At 68.2% G+C, this 25,285-nt stretch carries 22 protein-coding genes and 1 tRNA gene; 14 read left to right on the plus strand and 9 right to left on the minus strand.

The window, feature by feature from the left end; all coding sequences use genetic code 11:
• Window positions 1–2 precede the first annotated feature (2 nt).
• The 5 genes from lptB to ptsN all read left to right on the plus strand — a co-directional run bounded on the left by lptB (window position 3) and on the right by ptsN (window position 4,378).
• Window positions 3–761: an LPS export ABC transporter ATP-binding protein gene (gene lptB, locus CSW62_RS00515; RefSeq protein ID WP_099575288.1), complete on the plus strand. Its 759-nt coding sequence runs from the start codon at window positions 3–5 to the stop codon at window positions 759–761.
• Between the two features lie 221 nt (window positions 762–982).
• Window positions 983–2,482, plus strand: coding sequence for an RNA polymerase factor sigma-54 (gene rpoN / locus CSW62_RS00520; protein WP_099575289.1), 1,500 nt, complete (start codon window positions 983–985; stop codon window positions 2,480–2,482).
• 37 nt (window positions 2,483–2,519) lie between these two features.
• Window positions 2,520–3,131 (plus strand): exopolysaccharide biosynthesis protein, encoded by a 612-nt coding sequence (locus CSW62_RS00525; RefSeq protein ID WP_099575290.1) that lies wholly within the window; start codon window positions 2,520–2,522, stop codon window positions 3,129–3,131.
• Window positions 3,132–3,194: 63 nt separating this feature from the next.
• Window positions 3,195–3,827, plus strand: coding sequence for a ribosome hibernation-promoting factor, HPF/YfiA family (gene hpf, locus CSW62_RS00530; RefSeq protein ID WP_099575291.1), 633 nt, complete (start codon window positions 3,195–3,197; stop codon window positions 3,825–3,827).
• 86 nt (window positions 3,828–3,913) lie between these two features.
• Window positions 3,914–4,378 (plus strand): PTS IIA-like nitrogen regulatory protein PtsN, encoded by a 465-nt coding sequence (ptsN, locus tag CSW62_RS00535; RefSeq protein WP_099575292.1) that lies wholly within the window; start codon window positions 3,914–3,916, stop codon window positions 4,376–4,378.
• A gap of 46 nt (window positions 4,379–4,424) precedes the next feature.
• Here the strand turns inward: ptsN and CSW62_RS00540 are convergent, their stop codons facing one another.
• From CSW62_RS00540 to CSW62_RS00555, 4 genes are all read right to left on the minus strand, one after another.
• Window positions 4,425–4,694, minus strand: a complete 270-nt coding sequence (locus CSW62_RS00540; RefSeq protein WP_099575293.1) for a DUF1150 family protein — start codon at window positions 4,692–4,694, stop codon at window positions 4,425–4,427.
• Between the two features lie 83 nt (window positions 4,695–4,777).
• On the minus strand, window positions 4,778–5,206 hold the full coding sequence (locus CSW62_RS00545) for an Hsp20 family protein (protein ID WP_099582116.1): 429 nt from the start codon (window positions 5,204–5,206) through the stop codon (window positions 4,778–4,780).
• A gap of 184 nt (window positions 5,207–5,390) precedes the next feature.
• A tRNA-Ala gene (locus tag CSW62_RS00550) sits at window positions 5,391–5,466 on the minus strand.
• A 231-nt stretch (window positions 5,467–5,697) separates the two neighbouring features.
• The gene (locus tag CSW62_RS00555) at window positions 5,698–6,162 is read right to left on the minus strand and encodes a TIGR02300 family protein (protein WP_099575294.1); all 465 of its coding nucleotides are present in this window, start codon (window positions 6,160–6,162) and stop codon (window positions 5,698–5,700) included.
• Between the two features lie 117 nt (window positions 6,163–6,279).
• Between CSW62_RS00555 and aroA the strand changes: the two genes are divergently transcribed.
• The 6 genes from aroA to mscL all read left to right on the plus strand — a co-directional run bounded on the left by aroA (window position 6,280) and on the right by mscL (window position 13,179).
• A complete protein-coding gene (aroA, locus tag CSW62_RS00560; protein ID WP_099575295.1) occupies window positions 6,280–7,611 on the plus strand; it encodes a 3-phosphoshikimate 1-carboxyvinyltransferase in 1,332 nt (443 codons plus the stop codon).
• 4 nt (window positions 7,612–7,615) lie between these two features.
• Window positions 7,616–8,248 carry a (d)CMP kinase gene (cmk, locus tag CSW62_RS00565; RefSeq protein ID WP_099575296.1) on the plus strand — a complete coding sequence of 211 codons (633 nt, stop codon included), beginning with the start codon at window positions 7,616–7,618 and terminating at the stop codon, window positions 8,246–8,248.
• A 159-nt stretch (window positions 8,249–8,407) separates the two neighbouring features.
• Entirely contained in the window at window positions 8,408–10,117 is a 1,710-nt protein-coding gene (gene rpsA, locus CSW62_RS00570) for a 30S ribosomal protein S1 (protein WP_099575297.1), read from the plus strand.
• 135 nt (window positions 10,118–10,252) lie between these two features.
• Window positions 10,253–12,208: a DUF3857 domain-containing protein gene (locus CSW62_RS00575; protein ID WP_099575298.1), complete on the plus strand. Its 1,956-nt coding sequence runs from the start codon at window positions 10,253–10,255 to the stop codon at window positions 12,206–12,208.
• Between the two features lie 175 nt (window positions 12,209–12,383).
• The gene (locus tag CSW62_RS00580) at window positions 12,384–12,674 is read left to right on the plus strand and encodes an integration host factor subunit beta (RefSeq protein WP_010921415.1); all 291 of its coding nucleotides are present in this window, start codon (window positions 12,384–12,386) and stop codon (window positions 12,672–12,674) included.
• An 82-nt stretch (window positions 12,675–12,756) separates the two neighbouring features.
• On the plus strand, window positions 12,757–13,179 hold the full coding sequence (gene mscL / locus CSW62_RS00585) for a large-conductance mechanosensitive channel protein MscL (protein ID WP_099575299.1): 423 nt from the start codon (window positions 12,757–12,759) through the stop codon (window positions 13,177–13,179).
• Here the strand turns inward: mscL and CSW62_RS00590 are convergent.
• Together CSW62_RS00590 and CSW62_RS00595 are read right to left on the minus strand one after the other, a co-directional pair.
• Entirely contained in the window at window positions 13,169–14,401 is a 1,233-nt protein-coding gene (locus CSW62_RS00590) for an NAD(P)/FAD-dependent oxidoreductase (RefSeq protein WP_099575300.1), read from the minus strand. The genes mscL and CSW62_RS00590 overlap by 11 nt on opposite strands.
• 33 nt (window positions 14,402–14,434) lie before the next feature.
• Window positions 14,435–17,302 carry a pitrilysin family protein gene (locus CSW62_RS00595; protein ID WP_099575301.1) on the minus strand — a complete coding sequence of 956 codons (2,868 nt, stop codon included), beginning with the start codon at window positions 17,300–17,302 and terminating at the stop codon, window positions 14,435–14,437.
• 196 nt (window positions 17,303–17,498) lie between these two features.
• Here CSW62_RS00595 and CSW62_RS00600 point away from each other — a divergent pair, with 196 nt between their 5' ends.
• The 3 genes from CSW62_RS00600 to CSW62_RS00610 all read left to right on the plus strand — a co-directional run bounded on the left by CSW62_RS00600 (window position 17,499) and on the right by CSW62_RS00610 (window position 22,182).
• A complete protein-coding gene (locus tag CSW62_RS00600) occupies window positions 17,499–18,053 on the plus strand; it encodes a biliverdin-producing heme oxygenase (protein ID WP_099575302.1) in 555 nt (184 codons plus the stop codon).
• On the plus strand, window positions 18,040–20,556 hold the full coding sequence (locus CSW62_RS00605; protein ID WP_233206582.1) for an HWE histidine kinase domain-containing protein: 2,517 nt from the start codon (window positions 18,040–18,042) through the stop codon (window positions 20,554–20,556). Before CSW62_RS00600 ends, CSW62_RS00605 begins: the two co-directional genes overlap by 14 nt.
• 120 nt (window positions 20,557–20,676) lie before the next feature.
• Entirely contained in the window at window positions 20,677–22,182 is a 1,506-nt protein-coding gene (locus CSW62_RS00610) for a serine hydrolase (protein ID WP_099575304.1), read from the plus strand.
• Window positions 22,183–22,200: 18 nt separating this feature from the next.
• Here CSW62_RS00610 and CSW62_RS00615 read toward each other — a convergent pair whose 3' ends face one another.
• Genes CSW62_RS00615 through acs form a run of 3 tightly spaced genes read right to left on the minus strand, consistent with a single transcriptional unit; the run spans window position 22,201 to window position 25,163 of the window.
• Complete coding sequence (locus CSW62_RS00615; RefSeq protein WP_099575305.1) at window positions 22,201–22,620, minus strand: thiol-disulfide oxidoreductase DCC family protein; 420 nt, start codon at window positions 22,618–22,620, stop codon at window positions 22,201–22,203.
• Entirely contained in the window at window positions 22,617–23,189 is a 573-nt protein-coding gene (locus tag CSW62_RS00620; RefSeq protein WP_099575306.1) for an SRPBCC family protein, read from the minus strand. The genes CSW62_RS00615 and CSW62_RS00620 overlap by 4 nt, the downstream gene beginning before the upstream one ends.
• Before the next feature lie 33 nt (window positions 23,190–23,222).
• Complete coding sequence (gene acs, locus CSW62_RS00625; protein ID WP_099575307.1) at window positions 23,223–25,163, minus strand: acetate--CoA ligase; 1,941 nt, start codon at window positions 25,161–25,163, stop codon at window positions 23,223–23,225.
• Window positions 25,164–25,285 lie beyond the last annotated feature (122 nt).

Genomic DNA, 25,285 nt, shown 5'->3' on the forward strand with positions numbered 1-25,285 from the left:
TCATGACCCTGACCGCCAACGACATGGATGGCCTGTTCGTCGACTCCGTAGGCAAGTCGTTCGGTGACCGTCCGGTCGTCAAGAACGTCTCCCTGCGCCTCAAGCGCGGCGAAGTCGCCGGCCTGCTGGGTCCGAACGGCGCCGGCAAGACGACCTGCTTCTACATGGTCACGGGTCTGATCGCCGCCGACTACGGCGCGATCTATCTGGACGGTGAGAACATCACCGCCCAGCCGATGTTCCAGCGCGCCCGCCTTGGCGTCGGCTACCTGCCGCAGGAAGCCTCGATCTTCCGGGGCATGACGGTCGAGCAGAACGTCATGGCCGTGGTCGAGATGCGCCAGAAGGACCCGCGCAAGGCGCGCGAGCAGGTCACCAACATCCTGGAAGAGCTGCGCATCACCCATATCCGCAAGTCGCCGGCCGTCGCCCTGTCGGGCGGTGAGCGCCGCCGTGTGGAAATCGCCCGTGCGCTGGCCTCCGAACCGTCTTTCATGCTGCTGGACGAGCCGTTCGCTGGCATCGACCCGCTGGCCATCGCCGACATCCGCGAGGTGATCGGCTACCTCAAGGGTCGCGGCATCGGCATCCTGATCACCGACCACAATGTGCGCGAGACGCTGGACATCATCGACCGCGCCTCGATCATCCACGCCGGTGAGGTTCTGTTCGAAGGCTCGCCGCGCGAGATCGTCGAGAACCCGGAAGTCAAGCGCGTCTATCTGGGCGACAGCTTCAGCGAGCCGCGCCTCGGAGATTAAAAAAGACGGGGCGATCGAGGTGCGCGGGGGCCGGTGAACGGTGTCCGCGTTACGCCTGCACGCCCCCATCAAGCCCTTGGCCCGTAAGGGTTAATGCCTCTGGCACGATATTTTCCGAGACGGAACGTCGCACCGGCCCAAGAATTGCAGGCGTTGGCGACCCGTTAACCAAACAGGCCCTTCAATGGCGATCGAAGTTTTCGATTTGTCAGGAGGGCGCATTGGCGCTCAGCCACCGCCTCGAGATCCGCCAGGGTCAGGGCCTTGTCATCACCCCGCAACTGCAGCAGGCCATCAAGCTGCTGCAGCTGTCGAACATCGAGCTCGACGCCTTCGTCGAGGCGGAGCTGGAGCGTAACCCGCTCCTGCAACGCGATGAGGGCGATCACGAGCCGGCGGGCGAGGTCGAGGCCGTCCGCGACGCCAGCCTGACCCATGTCGACGCCGTGGCCGACACGACGGCCGGCCGCGAGATGGACACCCCTAACGAGGATGTCTCGCCCGGCGAACGCGCCACGGGCGATGGCGCCGAAGCCGGCGCCGAACATGCCGGCGGCCAGATCGACTGGTCGCGCGCCGGCGGCGGCGGCTCCTTCGAGGGCGACGACAACTACGAACGGGCCCTGACCGACATCCCGACCCTGGCCGCCCATCTGCGCGGGCAGCTGGTCCAGGCCGCGCTGTCGCCGTCCCGCAACGCCATCGCCGAGATCCTGATCGACGCCGTGGACGAGGGCGGCTACCTGCGCCTCGACGTCAGCGAGCTGGCCGAGCGCCTGGGCTGCGCGCTGGAGATGGTCGAGGCGACCCTGACGACCCTGCAGGGCTTCGAGCCCGTCGGCGTCTTCGCCCGCGACGTCCGCGAATGCCTGGCGCTGCAGCTGAAAGACCAGAACCGCTACGACCCCGCCATGGCCGCCCTGCTCGACAATCTTGAGCTGCTGGCCAAGCGCGACCTTGCCGCGCTGCGCCGTCTCTGCGGCGTGGACGAGGAAGACCTGCGCGAGATGGTCGCCGAGATCCGTTCGCTGAACCCGCGTCCCGGCGCGGCCTTCCACAGCGAGCCGGCCGAGACCCTGGTGCCCGACGTCATGGTCCGCGAGGGCCTGGGCGGCATGTGGCACGTCGAACTGAACACCGACACCCTGCCGCGCGTGCTGGTTGACCAGCGCTACCACGCCCGCGTGGCCAAGGGCGCGCGCACGGATCAGGAGAAGACCTTCGTCTCGGACTGCATGGCGACGGCCAACTGGCTGGTGAAGAGCCTGGACCAGCGCGCCAAGACCATCCTGAAGGTGTCCAGCGAGATCGTCCGCCAGCAGGACGGCTTCCTGGCGTTTGGCGTCGAGCACCTGCGCCCGCTGAACCTGAAGACCGTCGCTGACGCCATCGGCATGCACGAGAGCACGGTCAGCCGCGTCACCTCGAACAAGTACATCGCTACCCCGCGCGGCGTGTTCGAGCTGAAATTCTTCTTCACCTCGGCCATCCAGTCGTCTGAAGGCGGTGAGGCCCACTCGGCCGCCAGCGTCCGCCACAAGATCAAGGGCCTGGTCGACGCCGAGAAGACCGAGGCCGACGTCCACTCCGACGACGCCATCGTCGAGATTCTCAAGGCCGCCGGGGTCGACATCGCCCGCCGGACCGTGGCCAAGTATCGCGAGGCCATGCGGATCCCGTCGTCGGTGGAGCGTCGCCGTCAGATGAAGGAAGCGGTCTAGCCCCCTTCCGCGTTTGTTGTCGGCTGGAAGGGTTGGAATGCACGAGAAGTCGCTTGCGGACGTGATCGAAGGGTTTGGCGAGGACGTCAGGCCCGTCCTGACCGTGGGCGAGATGCTGGAGGCGTTCGACAGCCGCGCCTTCGGGGCGATGCTGCTGGTCTTTGGCCTGCTGAACACCTTGCCGCTGCCGCCGGGATCCTCGACCCTGCTGTCCCTGCCAATCCTGTTCCTGGCCCCGCAGATCGCCATGGGCGCCGACACGCCATGGCTACCCCGGGGGCTGATGGAGAAGCCGCTGAAGCGCGACGACCTGCGCGGGCTCTTCCGTCGCCTGGCGCCGATCGTGCGCAGCATGGAGCTGATCACCCGTCCGCGCCTGCGACCGATGTTCGCACCTTTAGGCGAGCGGGCGATCGGCGTGGTCTGCACCTTGCTGGCCCTGGTGCTGGTTTTGCCCATCCCGCTAGGCAACCTGGCGCCGGGCGCGACCGTCGCCGTCCTGGCGCTGGCGCTGCTGCAGCGCGACGGATTTCTAGCCCTGCTGGGCTATGCGATGGCCCTCGGTAGCGGGGCGCTTCTGTTCGTCAGCGCGCACGTTGTCGTGATGGCCGTGCGCAAGCTCCTGAGCGTCTTTTCAGGGCTCGTCTGAGGTCGTTCACAGACCTTTGAGGCGCCGCTTGACACCTGTCCGCGACAGGCGCGTTGTAGTCGGATGCAAGTCCAAGTCTCCGGCAAGCATGTCGACGTTGGTGAGGCTCTGCGAGTGCGAGTCTCCGACGAAATCGCTCTGAGCATTGGTAAATACTTCGACCGAGGCGGTAACGCCGAAGTTGTGGTCAGCAAGGAAGGCTATGCTTTCCGTGTCGATTGCTCGGTAAAACTGGCGTCTGGCCAGCAGCTCATCAGTCATGGATCGGGGGGCGACGCGCACGCCGCGTTCGACGCCGCGCTATCCAAGATCGACACCCGCATCAGGCGGTACAAGCGGCGGCTGAAGAGCCACTCGCCGGCGGCGACGGCCAAGCAGGTCGAGAACGCCTCCATGTACGTCCTTCGGGCCCCTGAGGTCGACGAGGGCGAAGAGCACGACTGGGATGTGGAGGCTGACCACCCGACGGGCGCGCCCGCGGCGATGGTCATCGCGGAAACCCAGGCCGCGGTGAAGACAATGACCGTTTCCATGGCTGTCATGGAACTGGACTTGACCGCATACCCGGCAATCGTGTTTAGGAACGCCGCCCACGGCGGGTTGTCCGTGGTCTATCGGCGTCCAGACGGGAATATCGGCTGGATCGACCCCGAACGCACGAAGTCGCCGAACGGGCACGGGTCAACCGCGAGCTAACCAGATCCTTCACGGTCTGGCGCCGTCGCGGCGAACCCGCGGCGACGGCGCCAAGGCGGTCGGTATCTAGCGAGCTTGTGACGTCCATGACCATTGGCGATCTTCTCGACCCTGGGGCGGTGGCGTTGCGCGCCGGCGCGCCCGGCAAGCGCCAGGCGCTTTCCCTGGTCGCCGATGTCGCCGCTCGCGTGCTGGGTGTCGACGCTCACAAAACACTTGAAGGCTTGATGGACCGCGAAGCCGCTGGCTCGACCGGCGTCGGCGAAGGTGTGGCCATTCCGCATGCGCGCGTGGATGGCCTGGACCGCGTTCGCGCAGTCGTGGTGCGCCTGGACACTCCCGTGGCCTTCGACGCCCTGGACGACAAGCCTGTCGATCTCCTGGTGGCCCTGTTCGCCCCCCGCGACGCCAACGCCCAGCATCTGCGGGCCCTGGCCCGGGTGGCGCGGATGATGCGTCAGCCCGAAACCCGGGCGGCGTTGCGCCAAGCGCGCTCGGCCGACGCCATCCACGTGCTGCTGACACACGAAGCGACCAGCACGGCGGCGTGATCCGGGGGCTCCGCCGGAGCCCCCTCTTCTGGAAATCGGTAAGAGTCTAGTGGACCGAGACCGGCGCCAGCTCGTGGGCGAGGGCGGCGGCGATCGCCGTGTCGCGATCGATCATCACCGCCAGGCGGGCGCCGTCGGCGCGGCACACGGCGTACAGGGTCTGGTCGGGCGCCAGATTGAAGTCCTCGACGCCTTCGGGGACGTCGGCGAGGATTTCGGCCGCCTTGATCGGCCGGACATAGACGAGGTCAGGGGCGCCAAGGGCCGCGAACGCTTCGCTCGAGAAGAGCGGGTTGTGGTGGGTGTTAGGCGTCATGGTGACCACCTCCTTGATTAGGGAACGCGCCTTTCTCCAGCCGGTTCAGAGCCAATGCTGGAGGGGCGTGTTGCGCGCGGCTTTCAGCCCGCGCTGCGAATAGGAATTTTCTTGACCAGGCGCTCGGGCTCGGGGCGCGCCAGATCGATGTGCAGCAGGCCGTGCTCCAGGGTCGCGGCGGTCACCTCCATGCCCTCGGCGAGGACGAAGGTGCGTACGAAGCCCCGTGCGGCGATCCCGCGGTGCAGGAAGGCGCGCTCGGCCTCGCCACGGCTGTCGGCGCTGTCGCGCTTGCCGGCGACGACCAGCTGGCCGCCCTCGACGGTCACCTGCAGCTGGTCGGGCGAGAAGCCCGCCACGGCCAGGGTAATGCGCACGCCGCCATTATCGGCCTGCTCGACATTGTAGGGCGGATAGCTTTCCGAGGCGGCCTTGGCGGCGCGCTCGATCAGGTCCCGGGTGTGCTCGAAGCCCAGCAGGAAGGGGCTGTCGAACATGATCATTCGGTTCATCGCGAAGTCCTCGCTCAAGCGACTTCGTTCGCGGAGATAAGCCCGAGGACCGGCGCCGATCCCCACGACACGGCTTTAGATGTGGAGGCCGCGAGCGATCACTTCAAGAGGTCGGGGCGGGAGGGGCCGGCTGAACTCAGACCCAGAAATGGACAAGGCCCGGACGTTTCCGTCCGGGCCTTGATGGTGGAGCTAAGCGGAGTCGAACCGCTGACCTCTTGAATGCCATTCAAGCGCTCTACCAGCTGAGCTATAGCCCCAAATTTTTCTTCGAGAACCTCGCGGTAACTCTCGGAAATCCTTGGTCTCTTCGGCGTTTCGACTTGCGTCGCCCTCCGAAGAGGCGCGGAAACTAGTCCGGGATTTTTTTGGGATCAAGCCTCTTCTCGAACTTTTTTCGAGAAAAATGTCGCACCCCTGAAAACCCCTGTGGATAGGCGGTTTCGCCTGTCGCGAACCGCCTATCCAAGCAGAGAGACTAACCCGATGGGTTAGTCGTCGGCGCCTTCGCCGGGAAGGCCTTCGATCTCGTCGTCGAGATTGTCGTCGTCGTCCTCGTCCTCCAGGAACGGAACGTCGTCGGCCTCGTCTTCGGCGAGATCCTCGTCCTCGGCGAAGTCGACGCCCAGGTCGTCACCGCCCGCGGGGGTGGCGCCGGGCTCGACGTCTTCGTCGTCGGTCTCGATGACGTCCGGCTCGACCTTGTCGATTTCGGGCGTTTCATCGACCTCGTCCTCGAAGCCGTCCTCGTCCTTGGGAGCGGGGGCGGGCTTCTCGTCCTCGGCGTCATAGTCCGGGGTGATCGAGCGAGCACGGACGCGGCGCGACTTCAGCGCCTCTTCCGGGTCGAACGACTCGCCGCACTTGGGACACACGGCCGGACGACGGCCGAGATCGTAGAATTTGGATTGGCAGTTGGGGCAAATTTGTTTTGCGCCCAATTCGGGATTGGCCAAGTGGCGACCCTTTGATCCGGATGGGAAAAGCGGCCGGTCACTTGCCATGACGAGAGCCCGCTGTCAAAAGCAATCCCCTTCGCGAAAACCACCAAGTACCAAGGAGCCGGTCTCGGCATGTCGTCGGCTGGATTGAAGAGCGCGCCCGCAGGCGCTCTGCGAGGGATCGTGCGGGCCCCGGGTGACAAGTCCATTTCGCACCGATCGATGATCCTGGGCGCGCTGGCGTCGGGCACCACGACGGTCGAGGGACTGCTGGAAGGCGACGATGTTCTCGCCACCGCCCGCGCCATGCGGGCCTTCGGCGCGCGCGTCGAGCAGGAGGGCGTCGGCCGCTGGCGCATCGAGGGCAAGGGCGGCTTCGAGGAGCCGGCCGACGTCATCGACTGCGGCAACGCCGGCACCGGCGTGCGGTTGATCATGGGCGCGGCGGCGGGTTTCGCCCTTTGCGCCACCTTCACTGGCGACAGCTCGCTGCGTAGCCGCCCGATGAGCCGGGTCCTGGATCCCCTGGCCCGCATGGGCGCGACCTGGATGGGACGCGACCGGGGCCGCCTGCCGCTGACGCTCAAGGGCGGCAATCTGCGCGGCCTGAACTACACTCTGCCGATGGCTTCGGCCCAGGTGAAGTCGGCTGTGCTGCTGGCTGGCCTGCACGCCGAGGGCGGCGTCGAGGTGATCGAACCTGAAGCCACCCGCGACCATACCGAGCGTATGCTGCGCGCCTTCGGGGCCGAGGTGATCGTCGAGGACCGGGTCGTCGGCGAGAAGACCATCCGCCATATCCGCCTGCCGGAAGGCCAGAAGCTGACCGGCGCGCATGTCGCCGTTCCGGGCGACCCCTCGTCGGCGGCCTTCCCGCTGGTGGCCGGCCTGCTGGTTCCAGGCTCGGAAGTGACCGTCGAGGGCGTGATGCTCAACGACCTGCGCACCGGTCTCTTCACAACCTTGCAGGAAATGGGCGCCGATCTTGTGATCTCGAACCAGCGCGTGGCCAGCGGCGAGGATGTCGGCGACATCACCGCCCGCTACTCCAAGCTCAAGGGCGTGGTCGTCCCGCCCGAGCGCGCGCCGTCGATGATCGACGAATATCCGATCCTGGCGATCGCCGCCGCCTTCGCCGAAGGCGAGACGGTGATGCGCGGCGTGGGCGAGATGCGCGTCAAGGAAAGCGATCGCATCGCGCTGACCGCCAACGGCCTGAAGGCCTGCGGCGTCCAGGTGGCGGAGGAGCCGGAGGGGTTCATCGTCACGGGGACGGGCCAACCGCCGAAGGGTGGCGCGACCGTGGTTACTCACGGCGACCACCGGATCGCCATGAGCCACCTGATCCTCGGCATGGCCGCCCAGGAGGGCGTCGCGGTCGACGAGCCCGGCATGATCGCCACCAGCTTCCCGGGCTTCGCCGACCTGATGCGTGGCCTCGGCGCGACGCTGACGGAAGCTTAGGGCCGTGGGTTTCATCATCGCCGTCGACGGGCCGGCCGCCTCGGGCAAGGGCACGATCGCCGCGCGCCTGGCGGCCGCCTACGGCCTGCCCATGCTCGACACCGGCCTGCTGTACCGCGCCGTCGGCGTCCGGATCCTGGCCTCCGGCGGCGATCTCGACGATCCGGTCTCGGCCGAGGCCTGCGCCCGGGGCCTGGAGCTCTCCGAACTGGAGAAGCCGGAGGTGCGCACCCGCGCCGCCGGCGAGGCCGCCAGCCGCTGCGCGGTGCATCCCGGCGTGCGCTCGGCCCTGTTCGACCTGCAGCGCGCCTTCGCGACGCAAGACGCCGGCGCGGTGATCGACGGCCGCGACATCGGCACGGTGATCGCCCCCGAGGCGCCCGCCAAGCTCTATGTGACCGCCAGCCCGGAAGTCCGCGCCGACCGGCGCTGGAAACAGCTGGTCGGCCAGGGCGAAAGCGTCACCTTCGACGAGGTCCTGGCGGATATCCGCAAGCGCGACGAACGCGACGGCGGCCGCAAGGACGCGCCGATGACGCAAGCCGTGGACGCCGTCTTGCTCGATACGTCGGAAATGACTATAGAGCAGGCCTTCGATGCGGCCCGCCGTATCGTCGAGGACGCGCGCGCCCGCTAGAGCCCTGCTCTACCAGGCAAATCCACCGCCGACCTCGCCGCGATAGAGAGAACATCGCGGGATCCGCAGACAACCCACTTCATCCGGAATCCCGAGAACCGCTTTCTCCAGCGGCGCTCATCACAGGGCTTCCCCCAACCTACGAGACTAAACATCAGCATGGCTGACGATATGAGCTTCAACCCGACGCGCGACGATTTCGAAGCGCTGCTGAACGATTCCATGGGCGGCCGCGACTTCGCGGAAGGCACCGTCGTCAAGGGTATCGTTGTCGGGATCGAAAAGGACTTCGCCATCATCGACGTCGGTCTGAAGACCGAAGGTCGCGTCCAGCTGAAGGAATTCGGCGTCGACGAAAACGGCAAGGCGATCATCAAGGTTGGCGACAACGTCGAAGTCTTCCTGGAACGCCTGGAAAACGCCCTCGGCGAAGCGGTCATCAGCCGCGAAAAGGCCAAGCGCGAAGAAGCCTGGACCCGTCTGGAAGGCGTCTACGCCCGCAACGAACCCGTCATGGGCGCCATCGTCGGCCGCGTGAAGGGTGGCTTCACCGTCGACCTGGGCGGCGCTTCGGCCTTCCTGCCGGGCTCGCAAGTCGACATCCGTCCGGTCCGCGACGTCGGTCCGCTGATGGGCAAGGAACAGCCCTTCGCCATCCTCAAGATGGACCGTCCGCGCGGCAACATCGTCGTCTCGCGTCGCGCCATCCTGGAAGAAGCCCGCGCCGAGCAGCGCACCGAACTGGTGTCGCAGCTGCAAGAAGGTGAAATCCGCGAAGGCGTCGTCAAGAACATCACCGACTACGGTGCGTTCGTCGACCTGGGCGGCATCGACGGCCTGCTGCACGTCACCGACATGAGCTGGAAGCGCGTCAACCACCCGAGCCAAGTGCTCGCCGTGGGCGACACCGTGAAGGTCCAGATCGTCAAGATCAACCCGGACACCCAGCGCATCAGCCTCGGCATGAAGCAGCTGCAGTCGGATCCGTGGGATGGCGTTGAAGCCAAGTACCCGGTCGGCGCGAAGTTCACGGGCCGCATCACCAACATCACTGACTACGGCGCGTTTGTTGAGCTGGAAGCCGGCGTTGAAGGCCTGGTCCACGTCTCGGAAATGTCCTGGACCAAGAAGAACGTCCACCCCGGCAAGATCGTCTCGACCTCGCAGGAAGTCGACGTGGTCGTGCTGGACGTCGATCCGTCCAAGCGCCGCGTGTCGCTGGGCCTGAAGCAGGCCCTGGCCAACCCGTGGGAAGCTTTCCTGGAAGCGCACCCGGTCGGCTCGTCGGTCGAAGGCGAAGTCAAGAACGCGACCGAATTCGGTCTGTTCGTCGGCCTCGACAACGACATCGACGGCATGGTGCACCTGTCGGACATCGACTGGAGCGTCCCGGGCGAAGAAGCCATGGCCCGCTACAAGAAGGGCGACCTGGTCAAGGCGAAGGTTCTCGACGTCGACGTCGAGAAGGAACGCATCTCGCTGGGCATCAAGCAGCTGGCTGGCGACCCGATGTCGGGCGACACCTACCGCAAGAACCAGACCGTGACCGTGACCGTTACGGAAGTCACCACGGGCGGCATCGAAGTGCGCTTCGGTGAAGACGACGCGCCGATGTCGGCCTTCATCCGCAAGTCGGACCTCTCGCGCGACCGTCAAGAACAGCGCCCCGAGCGCTTCGCTGTGGGCGACCGCATCGACGCTCAGATCACCAACGTGGACAAGGCCGCGCGCCGTGTCTCGATGTCGATCAAGTCGCTGGAAATGGCCGAAGAGAAGGAAGCCATCGAGCAATTCGGCTCGTCGGACTCCGGCGCTTCGCTGGGCGACATCCTGGGCGCCGCTCTGCGTGAGCGCGCTTCCAAGGAATAGTCTTCTTCCCCTCGTGGGATGAGACCGGCGGCGGCGGGAGCAATCCCGCCGCCGTTTTCTTTTGTGTAAAAGCCTGCCACAGATGCCTCAGGTTGAGTGCTTCGGGGGTGTGGCGTGCTTCAGCGTTGGGCGGCGATGGCCGCGGTTTCTGTCCTGGCCCCCCTTGGCGCGGGATGGGCAAGCGCGGCGCGCGCAGACGACAAGCCCGCCTATGGTCCGCCGGCCGCGTGGGTGCAGGTGGCCGAGGTCCCAGCTTCGCCCGGCGACGCCCAGGCGCCGGCCATCCAGGCGGTGCTGGACGACAACCAGGCCCTGCTCGGCAAGGACGGTCTCTACAGCTACAACCGCCGCATCGTTCGGATCACCAAGCCCGAGGGGCTTTCATCGGGTTCGCGCACGATCACCTGGCAGCCCGACCGCGATAAGGTCACCCTGCATGGCCTGGCGATCATCCGCGACGGACAGCGCATCGACCTGCTGAAGAACGGCGAGGACGTGCTGGTTCTGCGCCGCGAGAAGGACCTGGAGCGGGCCATGCTGGACGGTCGGATGACCGCCACGATCCAGATCAAGGACCTGCGGGTCGGCGACTTGGTCGACTGGTCGGCCAGCGTCGAGCGTCGCGACCCGATCCTGGGCCCCCGCGTCAGCGCCTTCGAGCGTATGGGCTGGCCCGGCGCGGCCGGCCGCTATCGCGTGCGCATGCTCTGGGCCGATGGAACGCCGCTGGTCTGGAAGACCACGGCGGGTTTCCCTGATCCGAAGATCGGCAAGGCGGGCGACCTGAACGAGCTGTTGGTCGATCAGACGAGCGCGCTCGCGCCCAAGCCGCCAGCTGCCGCGCCCTACCGTTTCCAGCGGGTCGGCGAGCTGCAGGCCACCACCTATCGTGGCTGGAGCGACGTCGTCGCGCCGATGGCGCCGCTTTACGCCGCGGCCATGACGCTGAAGCCGGACTCGCCGCTGAAGGCCGAGATCGCCGCTATCGCCGCCGCCAGTCCCGACCCCAAGGTCCGCGCCTTCAAGGCGCTTCAGCTGGTCGAGGACAAGACCCGCTACCTGCTGCTGGCCATGGGCGACGGCGGCTACAAGCCGGCCAGCGCCGACGAGACCTGGGCGCGCCGGTTCGGCGACTGCAAGGGCAAGACCGCCCTGCTGCTCGCCATACTGAAAGGCCTGAACATTCAGGCCGAGCCGGTCGTGGTCCTGGCCAGTCCGGCCGCCGACGGCATGGATCAGCGCGTGCCCTCGGCCAGTCAGTTCAACCACGTGCTGGTCCGCGCCACCATCGACGGCAAGGCCTACTGGCTGGACGGCACGCGCTCCGGCGACCGCGGCGGCTTGCAGACCCTGGCCGCGCCGCCGTTCCTGTGGGGCCTGCCGATCAAGGCGTCGGGCGCGGCCCTTGAGCCGATCGTCCAGTCGTCTCCGACCCGGCCCGAACTGGACGTGACCATCCGCTTCGACGCCTCGGCCGGGCTCGACAAACCGGCCAAGTCGACGGTCGTGATGACGATGCGCGGCGACGCGGCGCGGTCCATGGCCCGGGCGATCGAGAGCGCCCCGCGCGCCGACATCGAGCGCGGCTTCCGCCAGAGCTTTTCGTCGACGAACAGCTGGATGAAGATCGCCACCTTCGACTGGGCGGTGGCCGACGACGGCGCGGTCAGCCTGACCATCGCCGGCGACGCCGACATGGAGTGGCGGCTGAACGACGATGTCGGTCTGATGGAGTGGCGCCTGCCGGTGTCCGGCGCGGGCAAGGCCGCGCAGTTCCCGCGCCGCGAGCCGGGTCCCAATGCCGACGCCCCGTTCGCCACGCCGTTCCCGGCGTTCAAGAAGGCCCTGGTCGAGGTGACGCTGCCCGGCGGCGGGACGGGCTTCACCGTCAAGGGGCCGGTCTACAACGGCAAGGTCGCCAATACCGACGTGGTCCGCGTGTCGGAGATGCAGGGCGGCAAGGCCCATTTCTTCGAGTCCGACCAGAGCCTGGGCCGCGAACTGCCCTTCGATCAGGCCGAGGAGGCCAACAGGGCGCGCCGCCGGCTGGCCGAGCAGGCCCTGATCATCCGCGCGCCGAAGGGTTCATGAGCCCGCTTCATGGCGGGCGGCGGACGCCGAAGCCGCTCGCGCTTTCGGCTGCGACCCGCTTGGCCATTAACCGAACCTCGTTCGAGAATCTCACGCAACCCCTTGAAGACTCAGCCATCGTTGGGCAAAGGTCCGCTCGCGCCTTTCTCCTCCCAAGGGCGTTCCGGGGATATCGATGATCAAGTCCGAACTCATCGCCAGGCTCGCGAATGAAAATCCGCACCTGACGCAGAAGGATGTCGAACGCGTCGTCGGCGTGATCCTGGAACGCATGATCGGCGCGCTAGAGGATGGCGGCCGTGTCGAACTGCGGGGCTTCGGGGCTCTGTCGGTCCGCTCGCGTCCCGCCCGCACCGGCCGCAATCCGCGCACCGGCGAGGCGGTGGACGTCCGCGCCAAGCACGTGCCGTTCTTCAAGAGCGGCAAGGAGCTGCGCGCCCGCCTGAACGCGGACGGCGACGAATAACAACAATCGTGACCCGGGGTTGACCCCGAATGGCGAACGCCTTCAGCCTTCGCGCCTTGTTTGACGCAGCGAAGGATCTGTCATGAGCGTGGTCAAGGAATTCCGCGAGTTCATCGCGCGGGGCAACGTCATCGACCTGGCCGTCGGTGTGATCATCGGCGCGGCGTTCAACGGCATCGTCAAGAGCCTGGTCGACCAGGTGATCATGCCGCCGATCGGCCTCCTGACCGGCGGGCTCGACTTCTCGAAGCTGGAGTGGGTGCTGCGCCCCGAGGATCCGGCCACCGAAGCGGTCGAGAAGGTCTCGATCATGTACGGCGCCTTCATCAACACCCTGATCCAGTTCTTCATCGTCGCGTTCGTGGTGTTCCTGCTGGTCAAGGTGGTCAACGGCATTCGCCGCGCGGACGCCGAGCAGCCCGCGCCCAGCGCGCCGCCGGCCCCGACTCCCGAAGAAAAGCTGCTGACCGAAATCCGCGACCTGCTGGCCAAGCCTAAGGCTTGAGGCTCTCGATAGCCGCCCCGGCCGCCGCCTGGCCCGTCTGCCAGGCGCCGTGGGCGGTGGAGAAGAAGTTGGGGCTGCAGGCCTCGCCCGCGAAGAAAAGGCGCTGATCGACCGGCGCGGCCAGCGCCGCCCGCGCGCGGGCATGGCCGGGCAGGGCGTGGGAATAGGAGCCGCCGGCGAAAGGGTCGGCGGCCCAGTGAGTCTCGGCGATCACGTGCACCTTCGACTGGATGTGGCCGCCATAGACGCCGACCAGCCCGTCGACCGCGAAGGCCGCCGCCGCGCCGGGCCCCTGGCCCTCCAGCGCGCGGGCGTGGGCCCCGCCCAGGAACACCTCGATCATTGGCTTGTGTAGCGGCCGTAGATGGTAGGCTCCGGTCGCCGTGGTGTTCGGGTCGGAATAGAGCTGGGTCTCCGGCGGGAACATCTCCGGCTCGTCAAGCTTCAGGAACACCTTGTCGGCCAGGCCCAGCGGCAGGCCGGCGGCGGCGTCCAGCTTGTCGGGCAGGGCGGGCATGAAGCGCAGGGCGCCCGTGGCGAGGATCGCGGTGGGCACGCAGAGGATGACGGCCCTGGCCGAGACCGTCCCCAGCGCCGTCTCCAATTCCACCCGCGGTCCGTCGTGACGGATCATCGAGACGGGGCAGGACAGCCGCGTGGGCAAGCCGCCCCCCAGCCGCGAGATGGCTGTCCCGTATCCCTCGGCCACCCGCCAATTGACCTCGGTATCCTCATAGGCGGCGTAGTCGTGCAGCGAGACCTGATCGAACTCCGCGCCGTTGTAGAAGGCGCTGAAGGCGTTCAGCAGCGGGGTCCAGCGGCTGTCTGGATCCAACAGGTCGGACGCTGGCCGGTCCGGTCCGCCGTCCTGGGCCGCCGCCTCGATCCGCGCGTCCAGGGCCTGGAACGCCTCGCCGAACGCGGCGCGCTCCTCCCGGCTGAAGATCGGGCTGTCGGCGATATTGGCCCAGGGCGGCGGGGTCTTGTCCAAGGTCAGGCCCAGGGCCGCGACCTTGGCGACCAGCGGGTTCACGTCGGCCGAGTGCAGCCACTCGCAACCGAGGTCGATGGGGCCGAGGGCGCTGTGGATCGTGTGGGCGCGCCCCCCGAGGCGGTCGCGGGCCTCCAGCAGGACGCCTTTGAGGCCGCTGGCGGCCACGGCCTCAGCGGCGGCCAGACCGGCGGCGCCGGCGCCCACGATCGCGATGTCGACCTCGTCCATGAGACCTCAATCGGATCGTGGGCCTTCGTGTTCCTACTTTTGCAGGCTCGGCGCGTCGAGGTCCAGCTTGTCGGCCGGGATCACCGTGGCGTTCGGCGCGGCCTTGGCCAAGGCCTCGCCCATGGCCTTGGCGTCGCCGGCGACGATGACGCTCATCTGGGCCGGATCCAGCTTGGCCTTGGCGAAGGCCTGGACCTCTTCCGGGGTGACGGCCTCGACCTTGGCGGCGTAGCTCTGGATCTCGGTCAGCGGCACGCCGTAGACGGCATAGTTGCCCAGGATGTTGGCCAGCCCTTCCGAGGTGCCGAGGTCCCGCCCGAAATTGCCGACCAGCACCGATTTGCGCGCGGCCAGCTCGCCGGCCGAGGCCGGTTCGGCGCCCAGGCGGGTCAGCTCGGCGCGGGTCAAGGTGATGACCTCGCCGGCCGACGGGTTCTTGGTCTGCACCCGGGCCGAGAAACCGCCGAAGCGGCCCTGCGGCGTCAGACTGGAGCCGGCGCCGTAGGACAGGCCGCGCTTGATGCGGATCTCCTGGTTAAGACGCGAGCTGAAGCCGACGCCCAGCACCGTGTTGGCGACCACGCCCTGGTAGTAGTTCGGATCGGCGCGGGTGATCGCCGGCTTGGCCAGCACCACGGCGGCCTGGCCGGTGCCGGGCAGGTCGATGACGACATTGCGCGGCGTGTAGCCGGTCGGCGAGGCCGGCGGGACCGGCGGCGAGGTCGCGGGCTTCTTCCAGCCGCCGAACGCCTTCTCGGCGAGGGCGAAGCCGGCCTCGGGCGTCAGGTTGCCCGTCAGCACCAGCACCGCATTGTCCGGACGCCAGTAGGCGGCGTGGGTCTTGGCCAGATCCGTGCGCTTGATCTTCGGCAACGAGCCGGGCGTGCCGCCGGCCACGTGGCCATAGGCCGAGCCGGCATAGAGCACCGGGGCGGTGGCGAAGGCCGCGAGGGTGCCTGGACGCTGGAACGAGACCGACAGGCCGTCCAGGGTCTCGGTGCGGACGCGGTCCAGCTCTAGCGCCGAGAAGGCCGGGTGCTCGGCGACGTCGGCCATGATGGCCATGGCCGGGGCGGCGTTGTTGGCCGTGACGCTGAGGGTCAGCGAGGCGGCTTCCCAGCCCGAGCCGGCTTCCAGATTGGCGCCCAGGGCCTCGGTCTCGCGGGCGACCTGGGTGGCCGAGCGCGTGGTGGTGCCCTCGGTCAGCAGTTCGGAGGTCAGGCTGGAGGCGCCGGCCAGGCCGGCCGGATCGGAGCTGGCCCCGCCCTTGACGGTCAGGTCGGCGGTGATCAGCGGCAGGTCGCTGGACTTGGCGACGATGACCCGCAGGCCGTTGGCCAGGGTCTTCTCGGCCGGGCTGGGCATCACGGCCGGCACCGGCGCGCCGATGGCCGGCGGCTTCTGGCGCTCGCCTTCGGGCGCGAGCGTGGTGACCGCGCCATCGAACTTGACCGAGGCGACCTTGGGGATCGGCGGCGTGGCGTCCTTTTCGCCGGCGGGCCGGTCCTTTTCCGGCAGGTAGCGGATCACCGTGCGGCGGTCGTCGGCCAGGTATTTCCTCGCCACGCGCTGGATGTCGGCGGCGGTGACAGCCTGCAGCTTGGCGAGGCTGGTGTTGGCGGTCGCCGGATCGCCCTCGGTTTCGAGCGCGTAGCCGATCGCGAAGCCGCGGCCGTCGATCTCCTCGCGCTTGCGGACGGCGTCGGCCAGCAGGCCAGCCTTGGCCTCGGCCAGTTCGGCGGGGGTGACCAGGCCGTCGCGGGCGCGAGCGACCTGGGCGCGCAGGGCCGCTTCGCCCTGGGCGACCGTCTTGCCGCCCGCCATCACCGCGCCGACGTAGAACAGACCGGGCTGGGCGTTGTTCGGGGCGGCGGAGAACACCGACTGGGCGATCTTCTGATCGTAGACCAGGCTGTCATAGAGCCGCGAGGACTTGCCGGCCGATAGCACCGCGTCCAGCACGGTCAGGGCGGGCGTGTCCTTGTCGGCGGCGGCCGGGGCCAGCCAGGTGATGGCCAGGGCCGGCAGCGGCACGTTGGGGCCGTAGGTGTTGACGCTCCTGGGACCCGTGCGGGCCGGCTCGACCACCGTGACCTTCGGGATCGTCCCGGCCGGAGTCTTCAGCGGGCCGAAATACTGGTCGATCATCGCGTCCAGCTTGGCCTGATCGAAATTGCCGACGACGATCAGGGCCGCGTTGTCCGGCCGATAATAGGTGGCGTGGAAAGCCCGCACGTCGTCGACCGTCGCCGCGTCCAGCTCCTCGATCGAGCCGATGCCCGGGCGCTGATACGGGTGGGCAGTGAACGACTGCTGCGGGATCGATAGCGCGAAGAACCGCCCATAGGGGTCGGCCAGCACGCGTTGGCGCAGCTCTTCCTTCACGACGTCGCGCTCGGAGGCGAAGACCGCCTCGTCGATGACCAGCGACTTCAGGCGGTCGCTCTCGGCCCAGAGCAGGCGCTCCAGGTGGTTAGCCGGCGCGACCTCGTAATAGTTGGTGAAATCGTCCCAGGTGGAGGCGTTGTTGAAGCCGCCCACGTCCTCGGTCAGGCGGTCCAGCGTCTCGCTGGGCATGTTGCGTGTGGCCTTGAACATCAGGTGTTCGAACAGGTGCGCGAAGCCCGAGCGGCCGCGCGGATCATCCTTGGAGCCAACGCCGTACCAGACCTGCACCGAGACGTTCGGGGTCGTCGCATCGCGCGAGGTGTAGACCTTCAGGCCATTGGGCAGCACGCGCTGCTGGTAGACGATCGGCGGGACCTTGATCGCGGAAGCGACGGGCGCGGCGACGGCGGCCTTCGGCTTGGCCTTGGCCTGGGCGGCGGCGTGGGCCAGCGGCGACAGCGCCGTGGTGGAAAGGGCCGCGGCCACGAGGGCCAGCTTTGCGGTGCGGATCATGCGCGAAGGTCTCCTGAACAGTCCGCGGCGACCCTAGCATCGCGTCCGACGCGGTAAACCTTACTGTACTGTCATGCGGGCGGAACCAAGCGGCGCCGTCAGTGTTAGGCATAGCTGTGTCGCTCCCGTCCGCCTGAAGGGTTCGATCCGCGCGGGGGACCCTTTGGCTGACAGTTTGCTTCGCGACCGCCTTCGGATGGCCACGTCCGAGCGCCACGCCGCCCTGGACGCCCAGGTCGCGGCCTGGCGCATCGAGACGCCGGCAGGCTACGGCGCGTTCCTGTCGGCGTCGGCCATGGCCATCACGCCGCTGGAACTGGCCTTGGAACGGGCCGGCGTCGCCGGATGGCTGCCGGATTGGAGCCAGCGTGTCCGCCGCACCGCCCTGTCCCGCGACCTGGCCGCGCTCGGCCTGGAAGCTCCGCCGTTCGCTTCGGCCATGGTTCCCTCGCCGGATTTCGGGGCCGGCCTGCTCTACGTGCTCGAGGGGTCGCGCCTCGGCGCCCGTTTCCTGGCTCGCCAGGTCGCCGCCGGCGGCCACGGCCTGCCGCTGGCCTATCTGACCCAAGGCGAGGGCGACGGCCTCTGGCGTTCGTTTCTGGCCTGGCTGGAGACGCCGAATGTCGGGACGCAGACAGACGCGTGCGAGGACGGCGCGCGATATGGGTTCCAGTGCTTCTCGGACGCGTTCGAGACGATAGCCCCCTCGGGAGCCCCGAATGTCCGCACCGGCGCCCATGTCCGGGTTTGACGTCGATCTGACCAACTGCGACCGGGAGCCCATCCACATCCTGGGCTCGGTGCAGCCGTTCGGCTTCCTGCTGGCGGTCAACTCCGACTGGGTGGTGGTCCACGCCTCGACTACCAGCCTGCGCTATCTCGGCCTCGCGCCCGACGAACTCGTCGGCAAGCCGCTGACCCAGGTGCTGAGCGGCCACGCCATCCACAATATCCGCGGTCGCCTGCAGATCATGCGCGGCGCCGACGCCATCGAGCGGATGTTCGGCCAGCCGCTGGCCGACGGCGGCGAGGACTTCGACCTCGCCCTGCACTATTCCGGCCGCCTGCTGATCGTCGAGGGCGAGCCCAGCCAGGCCGACGCCCTGATCGAGGCGGCCTCGGCCGTGCGCTCGATGACCGCGCGTATCGCCGCACGCCCAACCTTCGAGGAATTCTGCCACGAGGCCGCTCGCCAGGTTCGCGCCCTGACCGAGTTCGACCGGGTGATGGTCTACCGCTTCGCCCATGATGGCGCGGGCGAGGTGATCGCCGAGTCGGTGCGGCCGGGCATCGGCTCGTTCCTGGGTCAGCGCTATCCGGCCTCGGACATCCCCGTGCAGGCCCGCGCCCTCTATGAGCGCAGCTGGCTGCGGATCATCGCCGACGTCGACGCCGAGGTTTCGCCGATCATCCCGCCGACCAGTCCGGCGGGCGAGCCCGTCGACCTGTCGATGAGCATGTTGCGCGCCGTCTCGCCGATCCACATCGAATATCTGCGCAACATGGGCGTGGCGGCCTCGCTGTCGATCTCCATCCTGCGCGACGGCAAGCTGTGGGGCCTGTTCGCCTGCCACCACTACGCGCCCAAGCACATCAGCTATGAGCGCCGCACGGCTGCGGAACTGTTCGGCCAGCTGTTCTCCCTGACCCTGGAGAGCCGCGAGCGCGAGATCGAGACCCGGCGCTTGGCCGAGGCGCGCAATCTGCACGACCGGATGATGAGCGCCGTGGTCGCCGCGCCCCAGGGCGCCGACAGCTTGATCCCGTTCCTCGATGACCTGTGCCGGCTGGTCGGCTGCGATGGCCTGGCCCTGTGGCTCGAGGGGCGGCTGACCCTGCGCGACTCCACGCCCGACGCCAGCGACGTCCACACCCTGTTGCGGGTGCTGCGCGACAAGGACACCCATTCGGTCTTCACGACCAACGAGATCGCCAGCCTGCTGCCCTCGGCGGCCGCCTGGTCGGCGAAGGCGGCCGGCATGATGGCCGTGCCGCTGTCGCGCGCGCCGCGCGACTACCTGATCTTCTTCCGCAAGGAGGAGGCCAAGACCCTGGTCTGGGCCGGCAAGCCCGCCAAGTTGCTTCAGGTCGGCCCGCTCGGCGACCGCCTGACCCCGCGCAAGAGCTTCGAGGCCTGGGAAGAGACCGTGCGCGGCCAGAGCCGGCCGTGGACGCCGGTCGAGCGCTCGCTGGCCGAAAGCCTGCGCACCAGCCTGCTGGAGATCGTCTTCCGCCTGACCGATCTCGCCGACGAGGAGCGCCAGCGCGCCAACCAGCGCCAGGAACTCTTGATCGCCGAGTTGAACCACCGAGTGCGCAACATCCTGGGCCTGATCCGCGGCCTGATCAGCCAGAGCCGCTCCGGCGTCGCCACCGTCGAGGAATTCGCCGAGGTGGTCGGCGGCCGCGTCCAGGCCCTGGCCCGCGCCCACGACCAGATCACCCGCCATCAGTGGGGACCGGGCGCGCTCAGCGACCTGATCACCGCGGAAGCCGAGGCCTATCTATCGAGCAAGGCCGAGCGTGTGCGCCTCAAGGGCGCGCCGATCGCCCTGGCCCCGGACGCCTTCTCGATCCTGTCCCTGGTCATCCACGAACTGATGACCAACTCGGCCAAGTACGGGGCCCTGTGCGACCAGCGCGGCCACGTGGCCATCGACTGGATGCGCGACGGCAAGGGCGACCTGATCATCGACTGGCGCGAGCGTGACGGCCCGCTGGTCAAGCCGCCCACGCGCCGGGGTTTTGGCTCGACCATCATCGAGCACTCGATCCCGCACGACCTGAACGGCGAGGTGGCGCTGGATTACCGGCCCGAGGGCTTCCAGGCCCGCATCCGCATCCCCGGCCGTTATGTTTCGACCGAGGGCGTGACCGCGATCGTGACCCAGCCGCGCCGCGCCGACACGCCGGTGCGCGCGCCGGAGCGGATGCTGGTGCTCGAGGACAATATGATCATCGCGCTGGATCTCGAGGACATGCTGGCGCGCCTGGGCGTCAAGCACGTCATCGTGGCCTCCAGCGTCTCCCAGGCCTTCGAGGCTCTGAACGACGAGAAGCCGCCGTTCGCGATCCTGGACGTCAATCTGGGCCAGGAGACCAGCTTCCCGGTCGCCGAGGCCCTCCAGGACGCCGGCGTGCCCTTCGCCTTCGGCACCGGCTTCGGCGACAGCGCCGCCTTCCCGGACCGGTTCAAGGAAACGCCGGTGCTGCAGAAGCCGTATAGCGCCGAGAGCGTGGCGGCGTTGTTCTAGGGCGACGGAACTTCCAGAAAAAATCGGCCGCGTCTGCCTCCAAACGGCGCGGCTCGAGCCTCTAGACAGAGGAGGCGCTTTCCGAGGTCGGTCAGCATGCTCCTTGGTCGCGGAGCCTGCATGACCCTTTTGAGAGTGTTGACGGTCGCCTTCTGCGCAGGCGCGGTTCTATGCGGCCCGGTAGCCTCCGCCGCGCCGCTTCCCGGTCCTGAGGCCAGGGATATCGACGCCTTCACGCGCAAGGCCCTGGCGCGGATCGGCGTCGTTCCCGGCCTCTCCATGGCCGTGGTCGACGGCAAGGCGCCAGTGATCACCGGCGGGTTCGGGGTCGCCAATGTCGAGACCGGCGTCGCGGTCGACGCCAACACCCGCTTCTATGTCGCTTCGGCCACCAAGTCGTTCACCGCCCTGGCGATCGCGGCCATGGCCGCGCGGGGTGAGGTCAACCTGGACGCGTCCTTGGCGGATTGGTCCGGTCCCACGAAACTCCCGCCCGCCATCGCCCAGTCCGTCACCTTGACCGATCTGCTCAGCCATAGATCCGGCGTCGAGAACGACCCGATCGCCTTCCGCGCGGCGATGTCCGGCGATCAGTCGCCAAAGCTGATGCAAGCGCTCCTGGCCGAGACCGTGAAGAGCGCCGATACCCCCCAAGGTACGTTTCGCTACACCAACACCGGCTACAATCTCGCCACCACCCTGATCGAGCAGCGTTTCGGCCGCGACTGGCGCGCCCTGGTCAGCAACGAAGTCCTGGTCCCGGCGGGCATGTCCCAGACCACGGCGTGGATGTCGCGCGCGCGGAAGGGCGGCGTGGTCGCGGTGGGCCATGTGCCCGGCCCTGACGGCGCCTCGTCGCCCAGTCCGCTGCAGAAGACCGACGCCACCATGCAGTCGGCGGGCGGCCTGATGTCCAGCGCCAACGATATGGCCCGCTGGCTGGAGCTCCAGATCAACGATGGCGTGCTGGACGGTCGGCGCGTGTTCCCCGCCGGGCTGGTGGACTCGACGCACCGCCCGCGCGTCGCCCAGAAGGCGGTGTTCGGTCCCTACAGCCGCGACGGCTATGGCCTGGGATGGCAGACGGGGCGCTATGGCGAAGACGTCCTGATCCATCACTTCGGCAATTTCGCCGGTTCGCGGACCCACGTCTCCTTCATGCCTGGGCGCCGGCTGGGCGTGGCGATCATGGCCAACGAGGATTTCATGGCCGGAGAACTGGTCGATCTGCTCGCCGACTATGTCTACGACCGCTTCGCCGGACGCCCCGACCTGGAGGCCCACTATGACGCCGAGCTGGCCGCCCTGACGGCGCGCCGCGACAAGCGTCTGGCGGGCCTGTCGGCGAGCCGCGCCGAGCGCGCGGCGCGGCCCTGGCCGCTTTCGCGGCCGATCAGCGCCTATGTCGGGACCTATGTCGATCCGGCCCTGGGCCGAATGGAGATCTCGGAGGCGGACGGCCGCATGAAGGTCCGGATCGGCGTCATGTCGGCCCTGGCCGAGGCCTTCACCAAGCCGGAGACCGTCCGCGTGGAGCTTTCGCCGTTTCAAGGTGAAGCGATCGCGTTCGATGGGCCCGACCGCCTGGTCTTCGAAGGGCGAACCTTCGTCCGGGAGGCTCGCTAAGGTCAGCTTCGCAGCTGATCAGGCGCTGTCCTCCAGGTTCAGCACGAACCGCCCGCGCTGTTCCGGCGTCGGGACCATGCAGCGGTCCCTCCTGCCGATCAGCCGGTAGCAGTTCCTGGCGATCCAGTCATAGGCCGCGTCGGCCGGGCCGCGCGGCAGGTGGTCGACGACGGCCAGCCAGCGCCAGGGCGCGCGCAACCGGCGCAGCAGGGCGGCGATGGCGGCGGTCTTGGTCAGGGCTCGGCCATGGTCGAGGAACAGGAAGCTCTCGGGCGAATCGGGATCCAGGCCGTGCCGGGCGGCCAGCACCCGGCCCAGCGGCGACTGGATGGGGGTGAAGCGGATCGCGCCTTCGCGGTCCAGGCGCAGCACCGTCCGGACGGTCCCGTTGCAGAGCGCACAGACACCGTCGAACAGCATCAGGCCGTCTTCGTTCATCGTCCCTCGCACTCGCGCCGCAAGGCCTTGAGCGACTGTGGCACGTCGCGGCGCATCATGCCGCTGACCATGCCGGCCGGCACGGCGAAGGGGGCGGTGGCCCACATGTCGTAGGTGACGCGGGTGCGCAGGCCGCCGTCCAGCGGTTCCAGCCGCCAGGCGCCGTCGCAGGCCCGGATGTCGCCGCCGATGCAGGTGAAGCGGATCAGCCGGTCAGGCTCAAGGGTCACGCGCGAGGTCGAGTGCATCGTCGGCAGGAAGAAGCCCCACCGGACCGTGTGCTCGCGGATCTCGGTCCCGTCGGAGCCTCGCGAGACGACGCGGCAGCGCTTGACGCCCGGACTCATGCGGGCGGCCCGGTCGCAGTCCAGGATGATGCGGAAAACCACGCTGGGCGGGGCGTCGATGTCGACGGTGGCGCGGACCATGCCGCGTCCCTGACCGTCGGCGCGGGCTTCGACCGCGATGCCGTCGCCCTTCGTCTCCCACTCGGAGTCGGCCGCCTCAGCCTTGGAGAGGGCGGGACCCGCCAGGGCGATCAGGAGAGCGAAAGGAACGAACCGGCGCATTGTGCTGACGCTAACGCGCCGGTGTGGCTTTCGTCAGGCGCCCGCCCTGTTTTTCACCAGGTCATCGACGACGGAGGGGTCGGCCAGCGTGGAGGTGTCGCCCAGGCTCCCTAGTTCGTTCTCGGCGATCTTGCGCAGGATGCGGCGCATGATCTTGCCCGAGCGGGTCTTGGGCAGGCCGGGGGCCCACTGGATGACGTCGGGCGCGGCGAACGGGCCGATCTCGTGGCGGACCCACAGGACCAGAGCCTTGCGCAGGTCCTCGGTCGGCTCGACCCCGGCGTTGAGGGTGACATAGGCATAGACGCCCTGGCCCTTGATGTCGTGCGGGCAGCCGACCACGGCGGCCTCGGCGACGGTCTCGTGGGCGACCAGGGCGCTCTCGATCTCGGCGGTGCCCAGGCGGTGGCCCGAGACGTTGATCACGTCGTCGACCCGGCCGGTGATCCAGTAGTAGCCGTCGGCGTCTCGCCGGCAGCCGTCGCCGGTGAAGTACTTGCCGGGATAGGTCGAGAAATAGGTCTCGAAGAAGCGCTGGTGGTCGCCATAGACCGTGCGCATCATGCCCGGCCAGCTGTCGGTGATCACAAGATTGCCCTCGGTCGCGCCGTCCAGCACGCCCCCCTCCGCATCCACCAGCTGCGGCTTGACGCCGGGCAGGGGCTTGGAGGCCGAACCCGGCTTCAGGTCGGTGGCCCCTGGCAGGGGGGTGATCAGCATGCCGCCGGTCTCGGTCTGCCACCAGGTGTCGACGATCGGCAGCTTCTCCTTGCCGACCACGCGGTGGTACCAGAGCCAGGCTTCCGGATTGATCGGCTCGCCGACGCTGCCCAGCAGGCGCAGGGACGACAGGTCGTTCCTGGTCACGTGCTCGTCGCCCTCGCGCATCAGGGCGCGCAGGGCCGTGGGGGCGGTGTAGAAGATCTCGACCCTGTGCTTGTCGATCACCTCCCAGAACCGGCTGGGGGTGGGATAGTTGGGCACGCCCTCGAAGATCAGGCTGGTCCCGCCATTGGCCAGCGGGCCGTAGACGACATAGCTGTGGCCGGTGACCCAGCCGACGTCGGCGGTGCACCAGAACACTTCACCCGCACGATAGTCGAACACCGCCCAGAAGGTCCAAGAGGCCCAGGCGAGGTACCCGCCCGTGGTGTGCAGCACGCCCTTCGGCTTTCCCGTCGAGCCCGAGGTGTAGAGGATGAACAGCGGATCCTCGGCGTTCATCGGCTCGGGCGGGCAGTCGGCCGACACCGCCTCGCGCACGTCCTGCCAGACGATGTCGCGGTTCTTGACCAGAGGCACGTCGGCGCCGGTCCAGCGGACCATCAGCACCTTGCCCACCCAGGGGCAGTGCTTGAGCGCCTCGTCGATGTTGGCCTTCAGCGGGATGCGCTTGCCGCCGCGCTTGCCCTCGTCGGCGGTGATCACGAAGTGCGAGGCGCAGTCCTGGATGCGGCCGGCGATGCTGTCGGGCGAGAAGCCGCCGAACACCACCGAGTGCACCGCGCCGATCCGGGCGCAGGCCAGCATGGCCACCGCCGCGATCGGGATCATCGGCAGGTAGATCGTCACCCGATCGCCCTTCTGGACGCCCTGCACCTTGAGGACGTTGGCCATGCGGCAAACCTCCTCGTGCAGCTGGCCATAGGTCAGGGTGTCGGAGGTCCCCGGCTCGTCGCCCTCGAAGATCAGGGCGACGTCGTCCTTGCGGGTCGGCAGGTGGCGGTCGAGGCAGTTGGCCGAGACGTTGAGGACGCCGTCCTCGTACCAGCGGATGCGGAAATCGTCCTTGTCGAACGAGACGTCCTTGATCCGGGTCGGAGCCTTGATCCAGTCCAGCCGGGCGGCGATGTCGCGCCAGTAGCCCTCCGGATCGGCCTCGACCCGGGCGAGCGCGGCGTCATAGGCGGCCGCATCGATATGCGCCGACTTCGCCAGGGCTTCTGGAACCGGGAAAACCTGTCCGTCGCTCACGCCGTCTACTCCCTTATCTCGTTGCCGCGGAGTTATGCGCAGGGGGGCGTTGCGCGCAAGAAGACCACTGCGGTTTCTTGCGCCGACGCAAGGCGGGGTCCAATTGAGGAGCGCCTGTTAGG

It is taken from the genome of Caulobacter sp. FWC2 (assembly GCF_002742625.1).
Taxonomy (GTDB): domain Bacteria; phylum Pseudomonadota; class Alphaproteobacteria; order Caulobacterales; family Caulobacteraceae; genus Caulobacter.

Bases quoted from the DNA above. Each gene is read 5' to 3' on its own strand.
- lptB (WP_099575288.1), top strand. From the start codon at position 3: ATGACCCTGACCGCCAACGACATGGATGGCCTGTTCGTCGACTCCGTA.
- CSW62_RS00525 (WP_099575290.1), top strand. From the start codon at position 2,520: ATGCACGAGAAGTCGCTTGCGGACGTGATCGAAGGGTTTGGCGAGGAC.
- hpf (WP_099575291.1), top strand. From the start codon at position 3,195: ATGCAAGTCCAAGTCTCCGGCAAGCATGTCGACGTTGGTGAGGCTCTG.
- ptsN (WP_099575292.1), top strand. From the start codon at position 3,914: ATGACCATTGGCGATCTTCTCGACCCTGGGGCGGTGGCGTTGCGCGCC.
- CSW62_RS00540 (WP_099575293.1), bottom strand. From the start codon at position 4,694: ATGACGCCTAACACCCACCACAACCCGCTCTTCTCGAGCGAAGCGTTC.
- CSW62_RS00545 (WP_099582116.1), bottom strand. From the start codon at position 5,206: ATGAACCGAATGATCATGTTCGACAGCCCCTTCCTGCTGGGCTTCGAG.
- aroA (WP_099575295.1), top strand. From the start codon at position 6,280: ATGTCGTCGGCTGGATTGAAGAGCGCGCCCGCAGGCGCTCTGCGAGGG.
- rpsA (WP_099575297.1), top strand. From the start codon at position 8,408: ATGGCTGACGATATGAGCTTCAACCCGACGCGCGACGATTTCGAAGCG.
- CSW62_RS00575 (WP_099575298.1), top strand. From the start codon at position 10,253: ATGGCCGCGGTTTCTGTCCTGGCCCCCCTTGGCGCGGGATGGGCAAGC.
- CSW62_RS00580 (WP_010921415.1), top strand. From the start codon at position 12,384: ATGATCAAGTCCGAACTCATCGCCAGGCTCGCGAATGAAAATCCGCAC.
- mscL (WP_099575299.1), top strand. From the start codon at position 12,757: ATGAGCGTGGTCAAGGAATTCCGCGAGTTCATCGCGCGGGGCAACGTC.
- CSW62_RS00590 (WP_099575300.1), bottom strand. From the start codon at position 14,401: ATGGACGAGGTCGACATCGCGATCGTGGGCGCCGGCGCCGCCGGTCTG.
- CSW62_RS00595 (WP_099575301.1), bottom strand. From the start codon at position 17,302: ATGATCCGCACCGCAAAGCTGGCCCTCGTGGCCGCGGCCCTTTCCACC.
- CSW62_RS00600 (WP_099575302.1), top strand. From the start codon at position 17,499: ATGGCCACGTCCGAGCGCCACGCCGCCCTGGACGCCCAGGTCGCGGCC.
- CSW62_RS00605 (WP_233206582.1), top strand. From the start codon at position 18,040: ATGTCCGGGTTTGACGTCGATCTGACCAACTGCGACCGGGAGCCCATC.
- CSW62_RS00610 (WP_099575304.1), top strand. From the start codon at position 20,677: ATGACCCTTTTGAGAGTGTTGACGGTCGCCTTCTGCGCAGGCGCGGTT.
- CSW62_RS00615 (WP_099575305.1), bottom strand. From the start codon at position 22,620: ATGAACGAAGACGGCCTGATGCTGTTCGACGGTGTCTGTGCGCTCTGC.
- CSW62_RS00620 (WP_099575306.1), bottom strand. From the start codon at position 23,189: ATGCGCCGGTTCGTTCCTTTCGCTCTCCTGATCGCCCTGGCGGGTCCC.